The following is an 18,584-nucleotide window of genomic DNA, read 5'->3' as shown; positions in this document are numbered from 1 at the left end:
TTTAAAATGAAAGATTGAGCCCCAGAATATAACTTCTCATTGCCGGTGTATTTGTACCGACCACCAGTATCCGTCTCAGGCCACCCACGGCCACATTCTCGTCGCCATAGGAGTTGGGTTCCGGATCACCGCCCGATTCCTTGTGGTAGGGCGAGAATAGGACGAATGGATTTTCCACCGTCGCATAGAGGCGCAGGCGGCCAATACCCATGCGTTCCACCCATTTCTGTTTAAAGTTGTATCCCATCGTAATCGTACGCACCTTTAGATACGACGCATCAAAATAGCCCAGCGTACTGCCATATTTGGGATTGTCACCGCTCTGTATGCCTCCGGGTTTCGGATATTTGGCATCCGTACGGTCTTCACGCCAGTATTCGACGCTCACGTTGTTGCCCGCGCGGGTATTCAGCTGGTTGAGGTAGCCGGTACTTCCGTAGAGCGAACTGATCAGCGTACCGCCATTCTGGAAGGTACCCACCACATTCAGGTCGACATTTTTGTAGGCCAGACGCGTATTGAAGCCACCCAGAAAATTGGGCTGGATATTGATGATCTGCCGGTCCGCAGCACCGATCGCCCGTGTAGGCACGCCATTTTCGTCATATTCACCTGTATACTCCACCTTGATCATCCCCAGATTGCCACCCGGCTCCAGGATATCGCGATAGGGATCGTCGGCCTGCCACAACCCAATTTTCTTATAGTCAAAGATCACGTCGATCGGATGGCCGACAAACCATTGATTACCTTCATCACGCTGGCTTCCGGAGGTCAGTTCAACGAGCTTATTTCGGTTGGCATAGAGATTGACCCCCACATCCCATTTCCAGCCGTTTTCATTGTCGATCACCGCGCCGTTGAGGGAGAGTTCAAAGCCTTTGTTCTGCGTCTTTCCGATATTCGCCATGTAGCTGCCGCCACCGTTTGTCGGTGGCAGTCCCACGCGCAGCAATATATTGTCGGTATTCTGCACATAGTATTCCATGGTACCGCTGACCCTGTTGTTGAAGAGACCGAAGTCCAGACCGTAGTTGTAGGTCTTGGAAAACTCCCAGCCCAGCGAAGGATTGGGCAATTCGGACATGTAGTAGCCGGTCAGGAACTGCGTATCGAAATTATACGGTCTTGTACTCAGCAAGCCCAGGGTCTTGTACGGATCGACCGCCTGATTGGACGTCTGACCGTAGCCTAGGCGCAGCTTAAGCTGGTTTATCCATGGCACGGCGGACATGAACTTCTCGTTGTGGATATTCCATCCTGCCGAAATCGCCGGATAGGCATGCCACTTGTGCCCCGGTGCCAGTCGCGAGGAGCCGTCGCGGCGCATGGTCATCGTCAGCATGTAGCGGTTGTCAAAGGTATACATGGCGCGGCCCATAAAAGACATCAGGCTGCTTTTGGCATAGCCCTGCTGGTCAGGGTTGACAATGATCTCCCCCTGGGCCCGGCCGATGTTATAGAACTGGAACGCATCGATCGGAATATCGCGGGCCGATATCAGCGTGCTGTTGGTGGTGTTCTGCTCCGCCGAATAAAGAGCCACCAAATTGAGGTTATGTTTTTGCGCAAAGGTACGATCGTAAGTCAGCAGATTTTCCATTACCCATTGTACCGTTCTGCCGTTTGCGACCGAAGCTGTGGACACATTGTCCGGGGTGCCACTGAATACACCCTGTCCAGTATAGCTGCCATCATTGTTCTGACGGAAGTTGAGTCCAAGGTTGGTGCGGTAGGTCAGGCCCTCCACGCCGGGAATCCGGATCTCGCCGTACATGTTGTTGTACGAACCGAATACGCGCTGCTGATTAATATAGCTGTCCCCCAGCGCCTCATAGGACTCGCGGGTATGCACCCATTGCTGACCCGATGTCTGCTGCTGGATACGGGATTTGAGTGTGCCATCCGCATTAAAGGGATTGGCTATCGGCGAGGCGCTCAGCACGCCGTACAGGCCTAGGTTGTTGCCATTGGTGATGCTGTAGCTCTGATTGAGGTTGAACCCAAATTTAAATATCTTGCCCACCTGCTGGTCGAGTGCAGCACGCAGATTGTAGCGGGTATAGTTCTGCAGGGGAACCACGCCCTCATCGCGGAAGTAACCGGCGCCGAAGTTGTAGTTTCCTTTCTCTGCCCCACCGTTGACGCTGATATCGTGGCTGTTGACCAATCCATTTTTGTAGAAAAGGTCCTGCCAGTCTGTATTGGTATCGTCCGACTCGTCGAGGGTGTTCTGGAACTGTCCCACATAGCGGCGCATTTCGGCAAACTCCGGACCGGACATCATTGGATATTTGGCAAATACCGTACGCAATCCGGTAAAACCGTTGTACGCCAGCTGTGCCTGCTGCCCCATGCGCCCCTTGTTGGTGGTCACGAGAATCACGCCGTTGGCACCACGCGAACCGTAGATTGCCGTTGCCGAAGCATCTTTGAGCACATCCACACTCTTGATGTCCGCGGGATTGATATCCGAGATGGAACCCGCAAACGGAATTCCATCGAGCACGATCAGCGGATTGTTGTCGGCGGTCAGGGAGCGTGTACCGCGGATCCGGATCTGCATCGGAGAGCCCGGCTTAGACGAATTCTGCTGCATATTGACCCCTGCAATACGGCCCTGCAGGGCACGGCTGATGTTGGCTGCTGGCACTTCGTTCATCGTCGTACCGCTTACCGAGGCCACCGAACCCGTCACAGCTTCTTTGCGCTGCGTACCATAACCGATGACCACCACCTCTTCCATGGCAATATCATCGGATTGCAGCGTCACCTGCACGCTGTTATTGGCGCCCACCGGCACTTCGGCTGTTTTGTAGCCTACATTGGTGAAGACCAGCACAGCGCCGTTGCCGGCCTCAATGGCAAATGTGCCCTTACTGTCTGTTGTCGTGCTCCTGGTGCCGCCCTTGACGGATACGGTCACCCCTTCAATGGGCTGTTTCTGCTGGTCTGAGACCAGCCCCTTGACCAGTTTATCCTGTGCAAAGGCCAGCTGTAGAGCTGCCAGCAAAAAGAGCAAGGGCAGTATTCCATACTGTAGCCATCGTTGTCGTTGCACAGGAATTGTAAACTTCATCATTCTCATAACTTAGGGATTTAAGAAAATTTTGTTTTCAGTTCTGTTTATAATCGTCATTTCAATAGTCTTTATACTTTTCAGCTGTCTATCGGACCCTGTTCGCTGTCGTACTGTACAGACCGATCAGCGCGCCCGTGAATCCACCGGCCACGTCCGTCGATAGGATGTCGCCCGACACGGTGTTGCCGATATTCCGGAAGGCTCCTTTCCCCACGGCATAAGCAAACTGATAGGCGTCGCCGGCTGCTTTTACCTGCAGCTGCACCTTGGCATTCAGATGGATTTTCTCTTTGGCCAGGATCCGGGTGCTGCCATTTTCGCTTCTGGCAAGGACGATATGGTCCTCGTTATCGAGCTTGGTGACACCCAGCACATAATGGTATTTTTCACTTTGCAGACAGGTGATGCCTGCCAGGTGTGAATCCGAGGCCGGCACGTAGTCCAGCGATACACTGCTCTCAAAATTTTTGTGCTGCTGCCGATAAAATAAGGCCGAAATTGGTTTTTGCTCGCTGATATCCACGGCGTACGGCCTGAAGACCATGCCCTTGTCCGTGGCCTGCAAAAATTTCTCGCGGGTACCGCGCAGGGCAACCCAGCGGTGATCCAGCGCTATGGCGGTCAGCGGATCGGTGAACGTAAAATTGCCGTTGGGAAAGTAGCCCCGGGCATGGGTCTTGTTGTTGACGCCCGCAGGCATTCGCACACTGGGTTTGAGGGCCTTCATTCCCCCTTCAAAGACCGGCCATTCACCCGACCAGTCGACCGGCAGGATAAAAGTTTCACGGCCCGTGTTGACCCGTTTTACTTCATTGGGCCTGACACCCAGAAACACGCCATACCAGGATCCGTCCGGTCCTTCGACCAGATCCGCGTGTCCAGACCATTCCACTGGGTTGGGCCTACTTTTGTCCAGATGGCGTTGGGAGAGTATCGGATTTTTGGGCGCAGGGGTATAAGGTCCTGCGACATGGTCGCTCGAGAAGATCACTTCACTGTGATCGCTGCCTGTGCCGCCCTCGGCACACATCAGGTAGTACTTGTCATCTTTTTTGTAAATATGCGGCCCTTCGATCCAGATGGGATTTTCAGCCGGATGGACTCCACCGTCCACCAGGATCCGGTCACTTCCTGGGATGACCTGATCCTTTTCGGTATCATATGCCCAGAGTTTGATCACGCGGTGGCCCTCATAGCGCTGTTTGCCTTTATCCGGCGCATCGTTATGGACGACATAAGCTTTGCCGTCATCATCAAAAAACAGGGCTGGATCAATGCCGTCAAAATCCAGCTTGACCGGATCGGACCAGTTTCCCGCTTTGGGGTCTTTGGTCTTGACGACCATATTCCCGATACCCGAGGCGATCTGTGTCGTGATCATGTAAAACGTGTCGTTGTGCCGGTTGTACACGATATCTGGGGCATATATTCCCGCACTGATACCTGCCGACTGCACTTTCAGCTGCGATTCACGGTCCAGAACATGCCCCAGCTGCGTCCAGTTGACCAAATCCACAGAGTGGAAAATGGGCACCCCCGGGAACATCGAAAAGGAGGAATTCACCAGGTAATAGTCATTACCTTTGCGTGTAATGCTCGGATCGGGATAACATCCCTGTAGAATGGGCGAATAGAACTGCCCCGGTTTTAATGGATTTTCTTTGTAAACTGCATCTTCGCCTTTATAGACAAAATCCGAAAATACAGGTCCAGAGACGCGATCTCCCTGTAACTTTCGTTTATGCTCTTTTGTATTAAATGCTGTTAATGTAGCAAATATCACTACGGACATGCCCAGCATCGTTTTCTCCTTCCGCTTTAACATGATTGGTTTATTTATAATTTGGTGTATTTGCCTACAAACATAGTTTTAAGTGTATAGGCAACAATTAAAATTTGTAACAAAAACATTTCAATTTGTTACCACATCCTTTCTTCTTTCTCCATTGCCCTTTTACGGCACTCTGGACGGTCTCGCAGTAAAAAAAATTGCGCCCGGTCCAGTTAATTATGATGCTTGAGATCCAGCCTGATTTTTTTCAGTTCGTCCAGTTCGTGCACAGGGCGTTCCAGTGCAGCCGGAATCGGCATCTTGGAGAAGGTCTGAAAATACAGCAGGCAGGCATCACGCCACCATACCGCGTCCCGCGCCTGAATTTTTAGTTTGGACTGCACCTCCTGAAAGCGCTGTGTATCCATTTTCCCTTCCAGGCTATCCCATTGCCGCTGAAAACCACGCACCTGATCCACACCCTGCTGATATGCATAGCAGAGGTTGTCCCATAGGGAACGGCCGTTTTTCATACGATGCTTCCAGGGCACATGGTGAAACCAGAGCAGGTATTGTTCGGGACAGCTACCGATCTGGCCAAATTGCTCGCGGAGCGGACTGCGGTATTGTGCTACGGCATTGCTCCCTGTGGCCGTCCGGTCAAATCCGATACCCAGCGAATCCGCGTTATGATAGTACCAGGGCATCCAGTCCGGCCTTCCGCCGGGAATATCGCCCCAGGGCTCCGGTCCATAATGATGCTCAAAAGCAAAAATATGGTGCAGACCCAGCGGCATCATATAGTTGACCACAGCCTCTCGGGATTCCACCATCAGTTCCGACAGCGGATTGACTAGGGCCGGATCCGGCGAGAAGGTCATCGAGAGCCACTCCCGCGCCAGGCTATTGCTGGACAGTCCGGTATTCCAGGCCAGCCTTCCAAAGGCGTACCAGTTGGCCTGGGCAAAATGATGGCCGCACCAGTTGCGGTCCTCACCGATATTGGCCACACCCGCAATAGCCGACACCAGATGCGGCCCCCGCTGCGTTATCCCCGCTACTGTGCCAGCCTCGGAGCGGGAATAGGTCTGGGCATCCAGTGTTTCCTTAAACAGCGGTGCCAGGTAGACCAGGTGGTTGGAGAAGCCCAGGTATTCCTGCGTAATCTGGAATTCGACCATCTGGCTGGTTTTGGGCATCGTGCCAAACAGCGGGTTGAACGGTTCACGCGGCTGGAAATCGATGGGCCCATTTTTGATCTGAAGGATCACGTTGTCGTCAAACTGGCCATCCAGGGGTACAAACTCCTGATACGCCTGTTTAGCCCGGTCCTCCGCCGTGGGGTTGTATACAAACGCCCGCCATAGCACGAGGCCCCGGTGCGGTCTGAGTGCTGCGGCCAGCATATTGGCTCCATCGGCATGCGTACGGCCATAGTCCTGCGGTCCGGGCTGCCCCTCCGAATTGGCTTTGACCAGAAAGCCGCCAAAGTCCGGTATCAACCGGTAGATCTCGTCGGCCTTGTCCTTCCACCAGCCTGCCACCACCGGACGGAGCGGATCCGAATCCGGCAGATTTCCCAGCAGTGCGGGAGCGGAAAAATTAATGGACAGAAATACGCGGATCCCGTAGGGCCGAAAAATATCGGCCAAAGTCTTTACCTTTTCCAGGTAGTCGGCACGCAGGATCAGCGGCGATGCATTGACATTGTTGAGCACAACGGCGTTGATCCCGATCGAGGCATTTGCCCGTGCATACTCGCGGTACCGCGGTGAAATTACACCGGGGAGCTCTTCCCATTTCCAGAGCGAATGCCCTGCATAGCCACGCTCGACCGTGCCATCCAGATTATCCCAGTGGTTGAGCATCCGTAGTGCATAGCTGGGCTTTTCGCTAATGTCGAGTCCCTGCATCGCCGCGCCTTGCTGCTGTAACCGCAGCAGGTGAAAAGCCCCGTACAGGAGCCCAGTGCTGCTGCCCGCACTGATCACCGTTTTGCTGCCCAGCGAGCGGATCCGGTATCCGTCCGGCTGCCACTTTGGCCACTTTTTGTCCAGCTGCAGATCCACATCTCCCCGGCGCCAGTAGTCCTGTAGCTCTGCCGCTGCCGTACTGGCCACCGCATCCCGGTACGGGCAGTGGATCTTACGGAATGCAGCCTCACTGGCGGTTACCCTGGCATAGCGCAGCCACAGCTGGCTGCCGTCCTCGGCTTGGCACAGCTGATGGCAGAGGATCACCAGTAGACAGACGATATACCAGACGATATTCCCCATCAGCTGCCCTCCACGGTTAGGATACGACCATCCGCATCGTAGTCGATTTCCACCACTTTCATGCTACGCAACCATGTCCGCCCGCCCGAAGGCACCGAATCGTGGTGAAACAGATACCAGCGTCCCTCAAATTCGAGGATACTGTGGTGTGTGGTCCAGCCCACTACCGGCGTCAGAATGACGCCCTGATAGGTAAAAGGACCATAAGGGTTGTCCCCTATCGCGTAGCACAGCAGGTGGCTGTCGCCCGTAGAATAAGAAAAATAGTATTTACCCTGATAGCAGTGCATCCACGAAGCCTCAAAAAAACGGCGGTCGATATCACCCTGCAACAGGGGCTGGCCCTTTTCGTCGAGGATCAGCAGGTCCCGGGGCTCCTCGGCAAACTGCAGCATATCGTCCGACAGGCGCACGACCTTTGGAGATAATGCTGGTTGCCCTGCCTCCGGAAGCTGTCCGGGCATGGTCAGCTTGTTGTTGCGGTAATACTGCAGCTGGCCGCCCCAGATACCGCCAAAGTACAAATAGTGCTGTCCATTGTCTTCAAAAGCGCAGGGATCAATGCTATAGCTGCCGCGGATGGGATCAGGGCAAGGCACAAACGGCCCCTCCGGCCGGTCACTGACGGCCACGCCAAGGCGGAAGATATCATTTTTGTCTTTCAGCGAAAAGTAGAGGTAGTACTTTCCGTCCTTATGCGCCACATCCGAATCCCAGAGCTGCCTTCCCGACCAGGGGATGTCGCCCACGGACAAGATACGGCCGTGGTCGGTCGCCTCGGCATCTACCGAGCTCAGTGAAAAGGCATGATAATCCTGCATGTCAAAATGGTCGCCATTATCGTTTTCGGCGATGCCACTCTCACGGTCGTGGGACGGATAAATATAGATTTTACCCTCAAATACATGCGCTGACGGGTCAGCCATATAGTCTTTAGGAAATAAGTAACGTGCTTGCTTTTTCATGTTTATATCTGTTCAGTTCATTTATATTTATTTGGTGGCCATGTCTATCAAGTCCTGCACAAAAGGCTTGGGCTGATAGCTGCGGTCAAACAGCAAGGGATAATCCGTACGTCCGGGCACCGGCCAGTTGTTTTTCCAGGAGTCGCCATCTGTGACACCCCAGACCGTGACGCGGTCGATTTTGTCTTGGTGTTTGAGAAACAGCGCAAAGAAGTCCTTGTAGCGCTGCGCCAGCTGCTGTTCCTTATCCGCGGGTAATCCCTTGGCGTATGGGTTCAGCTGTTTGTCGTATTTGAAATGGGTGCTGACCTCGGCACCCATGGTCTGACGCGGCGAGGGAAGCACCGAGATATCCATTTCGGTGATCATGACCTTCACACCAAGGGCCGCAAAAGCCAGGAGGCTATCTTCAAAGTCCGACACCTTGGGATGATCGATATTCAGATGGCCCTGCATGCCGATGCCATCAACCCTGACCCCTTGCTGCTGCAGCCGGCGGACCATGCTGACCACGCCTTTCCGCTTTCCTTCCAGGAACATGGAGTAATCGTTGTAATAGAGCTGTGCCTGAGGGTCTGCCTCGCGGGCAAACTGGAAGGCCAGGCGCACAAAGTCCTCACCGATGATGTCATAAAACTTGCTCCTACGCCATTCGCCGTTGTCGAGAATAGACTCGTTGACCACATCCCAGCCCTTGATCCGTCCCTTGTAGCGGGACACGACGGTATGGATATGCCTGCGCATGCGTTCGATCAGCACCTCGCGGGATACGTCCCGGCCGTCTTTGCCTTTAAAAAACCAAGCCGGTGCCTGCGAATGCCAGATCAGCGTATGACCGATCAGGCGCATGCCATGCTTTTCGCCATATTCCACAAAGCGGTCGGCATCCTTGAAGTTAAACTCGCCCTCACGGGGCTGCAGGTACATGGCTTTCATGCAATTTTCGGCAGTGAGCGCGTTAAACTGACTTTCGATCAGTGGCATGGCCTTCTTGTCCCGCTCATAAATCTGTTTGAGACTGAGCGCTGTGCCGACGTCAAACTTGTCAGCAAAAGCAGCTTTTAGCGTTCCGCGCTGTGCGGCCTGCTGTGCCAACAGGCCCGGGCCCGACAGCAGCATACATCCCGCGATCAGCATCGCCAGCTTTTTTGTTGTATTCATACGTAAATTAGCTATTTGATCAGGTGTCCGCTTTCATGTGTCTCCATGAAACGCCCACCTTGTTATTCAATTCAGTTCATTTCAAATGATTATCTGGGTGCATAGCGTAGCTATTTTTAAGATTGTTCAGGGCTTTTGCTGGCTGATGTGCGCCGCAGGTGGAGCTCCGCCTGCAAATCTTCATTAACCTGCTTGGTGATCGGATAAAACAGCAGGGCCACCACCCCGACCAGAAAGGTCATCGCCGGAATCACGCTGGCACTCAGCCGGATGCCCAGTATCGCCTGTTCATTCTGAACCGTGTTTGCCACAAAACCGAATGCGTCGATAAACGAGCCGCAGAGCGCCCCGCCAATACCCAGTCCGGCTTTTAACGCAAAGACAATTCCGGCAAACACAAATCCCGTTGCCCGGCGGTGGTTTTTCCACTCCGAGAAATCCGCCACGTCCCCCATCATCGCCCAGAGCAGTGGTATGGTCGGTGCATAGGCCAAGCTTTTCAGGATATTGATCACAAACAGGCTGCCGATAGCATCTGCCGGCACCAAAAAGAGCATAGCCGTAAAAATAGCGGTCAATGCCAGGCAGACAATAAAGACATTGCGCTTACCGAAGATACCCGACAGCCAGCGGGACAAAAAGATCACGCCCAGCAGCGTGACCAGCTGGCCCACCATATTGAAAAAGCTAAAGCCTACCGCAAATACCTGTCCGGGACTATAGACAATCAGCCCGAAGGCATCCAATATGCGGTGTCCAAGCCCCGTTTCAGCCGCCGCATCCCTGGCCAGGCCAAACTGTGCCATAAAGGCAAACAGCGCTTCCTTATCCACATAATAATTGAAGAAGTAAGACATGCTGCTTCCCCATAGCGCCAGGGTGATGAACAGGAATAAAGTCAGCACAAACATCGCTTTCCAGGGGCGGCAGGAGAAGATGTCGCGAAAGTCCTGACGGACCGAACTCGTCTGTCCCACCGGCGGGGTGATGCGTTCGCGTGCCGACAAAAAGGCCACCAGCAGCAGGACAAAGGCCACAGCTGCATAGATCATGATGGTATACATCCAGCCACTGGCCGCGTCGCCATCACCGAGCTTGGCCACCAAAGGCAGGGTGAGTCCCTGGACCACAAAGGTCGCGATGGTCGCCGTCACAAAACGTATGGACGATATGCTCGTACGCTCCTTGATGTCGCTGGTCATCACGCCACCCAGCGAAGCATACGGCGTGTTGTTGAACGAATAGATCGACATCAGCAGCGTGTAGGTAATACCCGCATACCATATTTTTCCACGTTCCTCCAAGTCAGGTGTTGTAAAAGAAAGGACAAAAAACACCGCAAAAGGCAGCGCAGTCCAGAGCACCCAAGGGCGGTACTTGCCCCAGCGGGTATGCGTACGGTCGGCGAGAATACCCGCCAGAGGGTCCACAAAGGCATCGAAGACCCTTGCAAACAGCAGTATAAAACCAGCTGTGGTCGCTTTTATGCCGAATACATCGGTATAAAAGAACAGCTGAAACATCATCATCATCTGGAAGACGAGGTTGGCCGAGCCGTCCCCCATGCTGTAACCTACCTTTTCCCAGAAACCAACCTTTTGTGTTTTTGCATTCATATATTAAATCATGTGTATAATCATTCATTTTTTTGCAGGCATTTTCGCTGCCTGTGCTGTTTATCCCTATAGGTCCCCGTTCGCGGGACTTTGCTCCGCACTCTGCCGCGGCCCCAGGTACGAAGGCTTGAGCCCGCCCAGGTCGATGAGGATGCGCTGCAGGACAATGCCCTGATCCAGAAAGCGGATTTTAAGCGTATGCTCCCCCGGCAGCAGGCTGTGGACCGAAACACTTTCGATGATGCGGCGTGCCTGCCACTGGCCCAGTTCCCCTTTGTAGTGGCCGTTAAAGTTGACCAGCGTTTCGGGACCGCCGTCTATGGATATAGCATAGCGCAGCCCGCGGTTTCCATTGAAGTTCAGCGTGGGCGACAGCAGTGCGATGATTTTCGCTTCGCGCTTTTCCTTCACGCGAATCCTGTATTCCAAAGCCGTATTGTTCCCCAAGCTGGCTGTGACCGGCAGCGTTGTCATGGCCGACACGGTCTTTCCGAGGTCAGGGATTTCCGTCCATTGAATGCCCGGAGCGCTGCTTGCTGCCGCATAGCTTGCCGCTTCCATGGCGATATAGCCGTCTGCCTCGACAAATACCCTTGATACAGAAGCAGTAGCGGGTTCCGGCAGATAGCGAACCGTGGGCATGATCGCCCGTGGTGGCTCGTTCCAGCTGCTGTAGCCGATACGCACCTGATCCATCATGTGCTGCCATTTGCCGCCGGCGATCTTATGGTTGTAGTGGTCGCTGAACAGTGAATCACGCCGGAAGCAGGCTTTTACCTTGTCGGCCCAGTCATTTGCCTTACGGTCATTTCTTGCGTAGCAGTATTCGTTCATGGCTTTGGCATGGTACATTTCATACAGGTTGGCGCAGGCATTGATCGGAAATACCACGAGCTGGTCGAACGCATCCTTCAGCGAATCCGGCAGCAGGTAATAAAGGCGCGAGGCTTCCATGGCCAGCGTTTTATAGTCGTTGACGACGCTGTCAAACTCGTTATAATGAGTGAGACTAAATGTCTTTTCGTTCAGCAATTCGGGTGTGACCCGATGGTTATATTTGCTGTAGCGGTTGATCAGTCCGGCGGCATCGGCCGCATAAGCCTCGCCAAACTGCTGCCGGCACCACTGCTCGGTATACGCCATCAGGTTGCCGGCATCAAAGCGGTCGGGATCCCAGGCCATATCCAGAAAAAATGAGATAGGAAATTCCATCGGCTTGAGATCGCCGACATTGACGATCCAAATGCGGTCCACGCCGTGCCGGTAGGTCAGGTTCATCTGCTCCCAGACACGCTGTATCTGCGACACATTGATCCATTTGGAATTGCGGGGGCCGCCTACATAGTCAAAATGGTAATACATACCATAACCGCCCGGGCGTGGCTTAGCATCCCGTTCGGGTAGCTTGCGGACATTGCCCCAGTTGTCGTCACAGAGCAGTAGCGTCACATCGTCCGGTACGCGCATTCCTTTGTCATAATAGTCCTGCACTTCTTTGTAGAGGGCCCATAGCTGCGGTGTTTCAGCAGCCGGCCGGCCCGTTGCCTTGCCGATCAGGCGGCGCTGGTCTCTGACGATCTGCTCGAGCAGCCCGACATTCTGCTCTTCGCTCATGGGCTCATCTCCGTCGCCGCGCATGGCGATGGTAATGATGGACTCCCAGCCCCGCGCGCGCTGCATACCGCCGCGCCAGAATTCCTGCAGCCCCGCTTTATTCTTGGTATAATCCCAGCTGCCCCCATTTCCGTAGCGTTTCCATTCGGCCTGGGCCCTTGCCATCGGTTCGTGATGCGAGGTTCCCATCACGATGCCCATTTCATCTGCTAGCGGCCCATTGCGGGGATCATCATCGTAAAAGGCGCTCCCCCACATGGCCGGCCAGAGGTAATTGGCCTTGAGCCGTAGCAGCAGTTCGAACACCTTTTCATAGAAGTCCGCGTTAAACCCACCAAAAGTCGCTTTGGACCAGCCACTCAGCGCCGGAGCCTCATCGTTGAGGAAAATACCGCGGTACCTGACCTTTGGCTCCCCTTGTGTATAGACGCCGGGCTTGACATACAGCTGTGCCGCTTTGCGGACCGGCACATCCGCCCAGTAATACCAGGGCGACACGCCGATCTGGGCCGACAGCTCGTAAATGCCGTAGATGGTGCCGCGCTTGTCGCTGCCAGCGATGACCAGAGCCGATTCAAGCCCATCCAGGGGCTGCCTGATCACGGTCATGACAAACTTTTCCCGCTTTCCGGCCAGCTCTTTACTGTCCAGAAGGCCTTTACGGACAAGGCTGTCGATCAGCGCCGATTTGCCATAGGTACCGATAATTATTTTGGAGCGGCTCTGTTGCTGCTGGCCTGGATTATGGCCCGTGACGCGCACAAAGTCTTTTTTCAGATTATCGAAGGCCCGAAGTACCCCCTTATGGTCCTGGGGATCTACGAACATGGGCAGCGGCAGGCCATCCTTGACCAACGCCAGATAACCCGGCTGGGCATCCCGGACCACCAAGCCCGTCTTTACCGTATCCATTGTGCTATGGGACACAGCACGGGTATTGCCTGCACAACAAAGCAGCACCGTCGCAGCCAGCAGCGCCTTGCCGTAGCGGTACCCGGTCAAAAGACCGGTACAGATCCGTCTAGCGGATAACTCCATTTTATTCAATAATAACATGATGACCTTATTTACAATTGGTATTTTTCCCTTTTCTGGGCTCAGCACATACAGCAACCTATCCCTGCGCAAGGCGGGCCCCTGGGATTCAGTACATTCCCCTATTCTGGAAAATCTAAAATTAGTAGTCCCAGGCAGTAGCGACATTCATATCTGTTACATTCCCTTTGGCCTTTGTTGCGTAAGAGCCCAGTCATGTTTCATATTTATTTCAATTTGTTTCATCAGCGCTAGAAACGGCGTTTACCGGGCCGCAAACGTTTTTTTGTTTTTAGGGTTGAGCAATAATATGTATCTTCAACACTTAAACCAATAAAACCAATGCGGAGGGATTTTTTTTCGACAGTCATCCTATTATTTGCTTTTGTACTCTATGCACATGGACAGGCCACACGTATTTATGACAATCGGGACTATGGCTTTGGCGAACTTTCTTCCAACCTGACCAGTAGTATCAGTCAGGACAAGCACGGTTACATCTGGACCGGCACCGAATATGGACTCAACAAATTTGACGGTACCCGTTTTGTGCAATATCTGCATGACGTGCAGGACAGTACCTCCATATCGAGCAACAATATTATCATTCTTTATCTGGACCGTGACAAAAGGCTGTGGGTAGGCTGCAACAACGGTTTGCAATACTATGATGAAAATATCGATCAGTTTGTCCGCATCCATTTTCCTAACCAGATCGCGCCGCACATCACGGATATCATCCATAAAAAAGACGGCCACATCTGGGTGGCCACTTCGGGCTGGGGCATCTTCGATATCCAGGTCGGCCGCAGACAGGCTGCATCGTTGCCGCGAATCAATTCGCAGGTAGGCGGCATGTTTGCCCGCAGCATCTTTGAAGACCAACACCGCGCGATCTGGGTAGCGGTGGACCGCGTGGGCGTATCGCGGATCTCGCCAGACCATAAGCAAGCCATGCGACTTGTATCCGACCTGCTGCCGCAGCCCAAGGGTGGCAATTACGACATCGTCGAGCAGGCCGATGGCAGGCTGTTATTTGCCTCCCCTTCCAGAATATGCCGTTATGATACGGCGAAAAACAGTTTTGAAGCAGTGGACTTCAAGGAAAAACTCCGGTCTACCGTAACGGAGATCCAGCTTTCCAAAACCATAAAAAACCATCTGCTGATCAGTACCGAGGGGGACGGTCTCTGGTATCTGGATCTGGGGCGGACGCCGTTGATCGCGGCCCCTGCCGAACTGCCTAATCTGGACAACGACTACCGGCAGGGGCGCATCCGTACGATTCTACAGGATCGCGAAAACAACCTCTGGCTCGGCTGGTTTCAGCGGGGACTGGTCTTTATTCCGGGGCAGAGCAAGCAGTTTGAATTCTGGCGCATCCTGAGCCGTGAAAAAACCGATCAAAAGAACATCACCGCGATCACCCGGGACCGGGAGGGCAGCATCTGGTATGCCCTGGAGCACGGCGGCATATTCAAAACTGATGCGCAAGGCAGCTCACACCGGCAAATAAATACCATTCAGGATGTCACCCAACTCGAAACGGGGACAGACGGCACGATCTGGTTCAGTTCGTACGCCAAAGGCCTGGGGCGCATCGATCCGCATACCGGTAAAACCGATAATCTAAATATCTGCTCCAACAAACAGGTCAAAGCATTTGCCCTGGGCAGAAATAATAAAATCTATATCGCTACTTTCGGTGCCGGATTTGTCGAGTACGACAGCCAGACTGGAGAGTCGCGAATTTTTAGCATGAACACCGCCAATTCGACAAAAGGTGCACTGGCCAACGACTGGATTTCGGCTGTCCTGTGCGATCAGGATGGCCTCGTGTGGCTGGGACACCACAAAGGCATCAGCTGCTATGATCCTGTCCGCAACAGCTTCTCTGAGCAATTTATCGATCATAGGCTCTCCGAGCAGATCACGATCTCACTCCTCGAGGACCGAGCCGGCCATATCTGGGCGGGGACCTACAATGGGCTCTATCAAATTAATAAAAAAAATGGCAAGATCAGCAGTTATACCAGTAACAATGGACTGTCCAGCAATGTGATATCAGGTTTGGGCTGGGACCGCAAGGGCCATATCTGGTGCAGCACCTTCAAGGGAATCAACTGTCTGAATCCAACGTCGGGAAAAATCGTCAGCTATTATACAGGGGATGGACTAGTTGACCGGTCCTACAACCGCGGCGTTTTCTTCCAGGATAATGATGGGAAAATATACTATGGCGGCAGACAGGGCATTACCTCTTTTTTTCCCGAAAAGATTCAGTTGCAAACCTACTCCTATCCGGTGCTGATTACCAACCTCTATGTCAAAAATCAGCCGATCAAGCCGGACATGTCACCCAGCGGCAGCGTCATCTATCAGGGTGACCTGATGGCTGCAAACGCGTTTTTTTTTCACAACAACGACGACAGTTTTACCTTTGAACTGTCCACTATGGACTTCAACAGTCCCGAAAACGTCCACTACGAGTACCGCATCAAGGGCATCAACAAAAGCTGGAACGCCACACTTCCCGGAGTCAATCTGATTACCTACAACAACCTGTCTTCGGGGGAGCATGAGCTCGAGATACGGGCCTGTAAATTTGGCACCTATTCACCGAGCCGTACGGTGTTACTACATATCCTGCCGCCCTGGTACCTTAGCGGCACGGCCTATTTCGTATATTTCCTGCTGATTGCTGGTATCGTCTTCCTGATCAGCAAATACCTACGCGAGCGGCGGCTCGAACGTCTGCATGCGTTCAGACTACAGCTCTTTACCGATATCTCCCATGAGATCCGCTCGCCGCTGACCCTGGTGATGAGCCCGATCGACAAACTGATCAAGCATGCTCCAGATGCCCAGACGAGCTCGACGCTACAGAATATGAACCGCAATGCACAACGGATCCTCAGCTTGGTCAATCAGCTGCTCGACATCCGCAAGCTCGAAAGCGGACACCTGAACCTCAAGTTTGCCCGTGTCAATGCTGTGGACTATGTGAAGCAGGTCATCAAGGCCTTTGACGATCAGGTGCTGGCCCATCAGATCGAGCTGTCTGTACACAGCGAAGCCGATGAGATCCCGGTATGGATCGATGCGGGCAGCTTTGAAAAGATCATCCACAATATTGTGTCCAATGCGTTTAAGTTCACGCCGGACGGTGGGCAGATCAGGCTTTCTCTGGCCGTCCAAGCAGGGAAAAACGGGGGCGAAAGCCTACAGCTTGTTGTCAGCGACACGGGGACCGGTATACCCGAGAGCGATATCCGACATGTGTTCAAGCGGTATTATCAGTCCACTTCGGGTGGGGCCGCTCAGCGTCAGGGCTCCGGCATCGGCCTGCATCTGACCAAAGTGCTGGTCGAGCTGCATGGTGGACGGGTACATGCCGAAAACAGAAAGGACAGCAGCGGCTGCCGCTTTGTGCTCAGCCTTCCGATGGGCCATAGACACCTTCGCAAGGAAGATCTGGTCGCCTTTCAGCCGCTGCATGCGCCTATTGAACAACAGTCTGAAAAAGTCGTCGTTGGTGATCAGCAGTTGTCCAAAAACGGCTACCAGAAGACAGGCTATAAGGTTCTGGTGGTCGATGACGACCGGGACATCCTGCAGTTTTTGCGTCAGGAGCTGGCCTGTGGCTATAAGGTTCTGGTTGCCGAAAATGGCAGCGAAGGATTTCAGCTCGCCTTGGCCGAGCAGCCCGACCTGATTATTTCTGACGTCGCCATGCCGGCCATGGACGGCTATACCTTAGTCAAGAAGATCAAGAGCAACAGCACCACCAACCATATACCGGTGATCCTACTGACGGCGCGCACCAATACAGAAGATCGTATGGAGGGCATCGGCCTGGGTGCAGATGCCTACCTGACCAAGCCTTTTATGGTTGACGAACTGCATCTGGTGGCCGGCAACCTGATCAAAAACCGCATGAAGGTGAAAGGGAAGTTTTCGGGAGCGCAACAGCAGGACGGCAAGGTGAAGACGATCAGCTTCAAATCCAGCGATGAACAACTGATGGAACGTATCCTCAAAACGGTCAACCAATATCTGGAAAATCCGGAGTTTAATGTGCAGTTTCTGGCTGATGAAGTCGGACTGAGCCGCGTACAGCTGCACCGTAAGGTGAAGTCCCTGACCGGCATATCTACAGGAGAGTTTATCCGCAATATCAGGCTGCAACAGGCCGAAAAGCTACTGCTGGAGAAAAAGATGAATATCTCGCAGGTGGCCTATGCGCTCGGCTTCACCAATCAGACGCATTTCACCACGCTATTCAAGAAAATGTACGGACTGAGCCCGACCGACTATATCCAGCGGCACAGCTGCAAGGAAAATCCTTCGACTTCGGATGTAAAAGAAAAGCACTTATAATTGCCGGCTGGTCGAATTAATGGGCTGAAACCGTTTGGGACGTTCATTTTTTGCGGCATGTGCCACGATCTCCTCAATTCGTTTTTGGCGCGTCTCGGGGCGACGGGCGAGCACGATCCAGTGTAACATCATCTTCCTGATGGATTTACTCAAGCTCAGAAAATAGGCTTTTGAACCTTTATATTGCACAAAGGCCGCCTCCAGATCGCTCGGAATGGTCAATGCCTCCACTGTATCAAGGATCGTCCAGGAGCCATTCTCCTTGGCGATTTGGATACACTCCAGTCCTGCCGCTGACATCAACTTGCTGTCGATCAGCTGCTGCACTTTCTCCTTGTTGATCTTTGACCAGGTACTGTTCGGCTTACGGCGGCTAAACAATTGCTTGAAGGTATGCGTGTCGATCGTCTTGCGGGTACTGTCGATCCAGCCAAAACAAAGCGCCTCATCCACCAACTCCGACCAGCTGACAGCCGGTAGCCCGGACTTTTTCGTATGGCAGATCACCCATACGGACTGTTCCTTCCTATGGTTGGTTTCTAACCAGTACCGCCATTCCGCCTGTGTGTAGATGGCTATGGATAACTTCTCTGCTGTGGTTTTCATTGGTTTGCCTCTCTTTATTTTCGTTGACCTCCATACAAAGATAGCCATTCCTCATGACAGCTGTATGTCCGGAGTGCC

Annotated in this window: 9 protein-coding genes; 1 reads left to right on the top strand and 8 read right to left on the bottom strand. The window is 53.3% G+C overall.

Annotated elements, in window-relative coordinates:
* Position 1 precedes the first annotated feature (1 nt).
* The 7 genes from ABTV71_RS07040 to ABTV71_RS07010 form a co-directional block, all read right to left on the bottom strand.
* Entirely contained in the window at positions 2-3,082 is a 3,081-nt protein-coding gene (locus ABTV71_RS07040; RefSeq protein ID WP_433902655.1) for a SusC/RagA family TonB-linked outer membrane protein, read from the bottom strand.
* Positions 3,083-3,167: 85 nt separating this feature from the next.
* Entirely contained in the window at positions 3,168-4,907 is a 1,740-nt protein-coding gene (locus tag ABTV71_RS07035) for a glycoside hydrolase family 43 protein (RefSeq protein WP_433902654.1), read from the bottom strand.
* A gap of 179 nt (positions 4,908-5,086) precedes the next feature.
* Entirely contained in the window at positions 5,087-7,129 is a 2,043-nt protein-coding gene (locus tag ABTV71_RS07030) for an alpha-glucuronidase (RefSeq protein ID WP_433902653.1), read from the bottom strand.
* Positions 7,129-8,094: a glycoside hydrolase family 43 protein gene (locus ABTV71_RS07025; RefSeq protein ID WP_121125738.1), complete on the bottom strand. Its 966-nt coding sequence runs from the start codon at positions 8,092-8,094 to the stop codon at positions 7,129-7,131. Before ABTV71_RS07025 ends, ABTV71_RS07030 begins: the two co-directional genes overlap by 1 nt.
* A 27-nt stretch (positions 8,095-8,121) precedes the next feature.
* Positions 8,122-9,255: an endo-1,4-beta-xylanase gene (locus ABTV71_RS07020; RefSeq protein ID WP_433902652.1), complete on the bottom strand. Its 1,134-nt coding sequence runs from the start codon at positions 9,253-9,255 to the stop codon at positions 8,122-8,124.
* Between the two features lie 116 nt (positions 9,256-9,371).
* On the bottom strand, positions 9,372-10,871 hold the full coding sequence (locus ABTV71_RS07015; RefSeq protein ID WP_433902651.1) for an MFS transporter: 1,500 nt from the start codon (positions 10,869-10,871) through the stop codon (positions 9,372-9,374).
* 66 nt (positions 10,872-10,937) lie between these two features.
* Positions 10,938-13,541: a glycosyl hydrolase 115 family protein gene (locus tag ABTV71_RS07010; RefSeq protein WP_433902650.1), complete on the bottom strand. Its 2,604-nt coding sequence runs from the start codon at positions 13,539-13,541 to the stop codon at positions 10,938-10,940.
* A gap of 321 nt (positions 13,542-13,862) precedes the next feature.
* Between ABTV71_RS07010 and ABTV71_RS07005 the strand changes: the two genes are divergently transcribed.
* Positions 13,863-17,900: a hybrid sensor histidine kinase/response regulator transcription factor gene (locus tag ABTV71_RS07005; RefSeq protein WP_433902649.1), complete on the top strand. Its 4,038-nt coding sequence runs from the start codon at positions 13,863-13,865 to the stop codon at positions 17,898-17,900.
* Here the strand turns inward: ABTV71_RS07005 and ABTV71_RS07000 are convergent.
* Positions 17,895-18,506 (bottom strand): YdeI/OmpD-associated family protein, encoded by a 612-nt coding sequence (locus tag ABTV71_RS07000; RefSeq protein ID WP_433902648.1) that lies wholly within the window; start codon positions 18,504-18,506, stop codon positions 17,895-17,897. The two genes, ABTV71_RS07005 and ABTV71_RS07000, sit on opposite strands and share 6 nt — an antisense overlap.
* Positions 18,507-18,584: the final 78 nt, after the last annotated feature.

Origin of the sequence: Sphingobacterium puteale (assembly GCF_050986225.1) — a bacterium.
GTDB classification, from domain to species: domain Bacteria; phylum Bacteroidota; class Bacteroidia; order Sphingobacteriales; family Sphingobacteriaceae; genus Sphingobacterium; species Sphingobacterium puteale.
The sequence above is the reverse complement of the archived record's forward strand: the minus strand, read 5'-3'. Positions and strand labels throughout refer to the sequence as shown.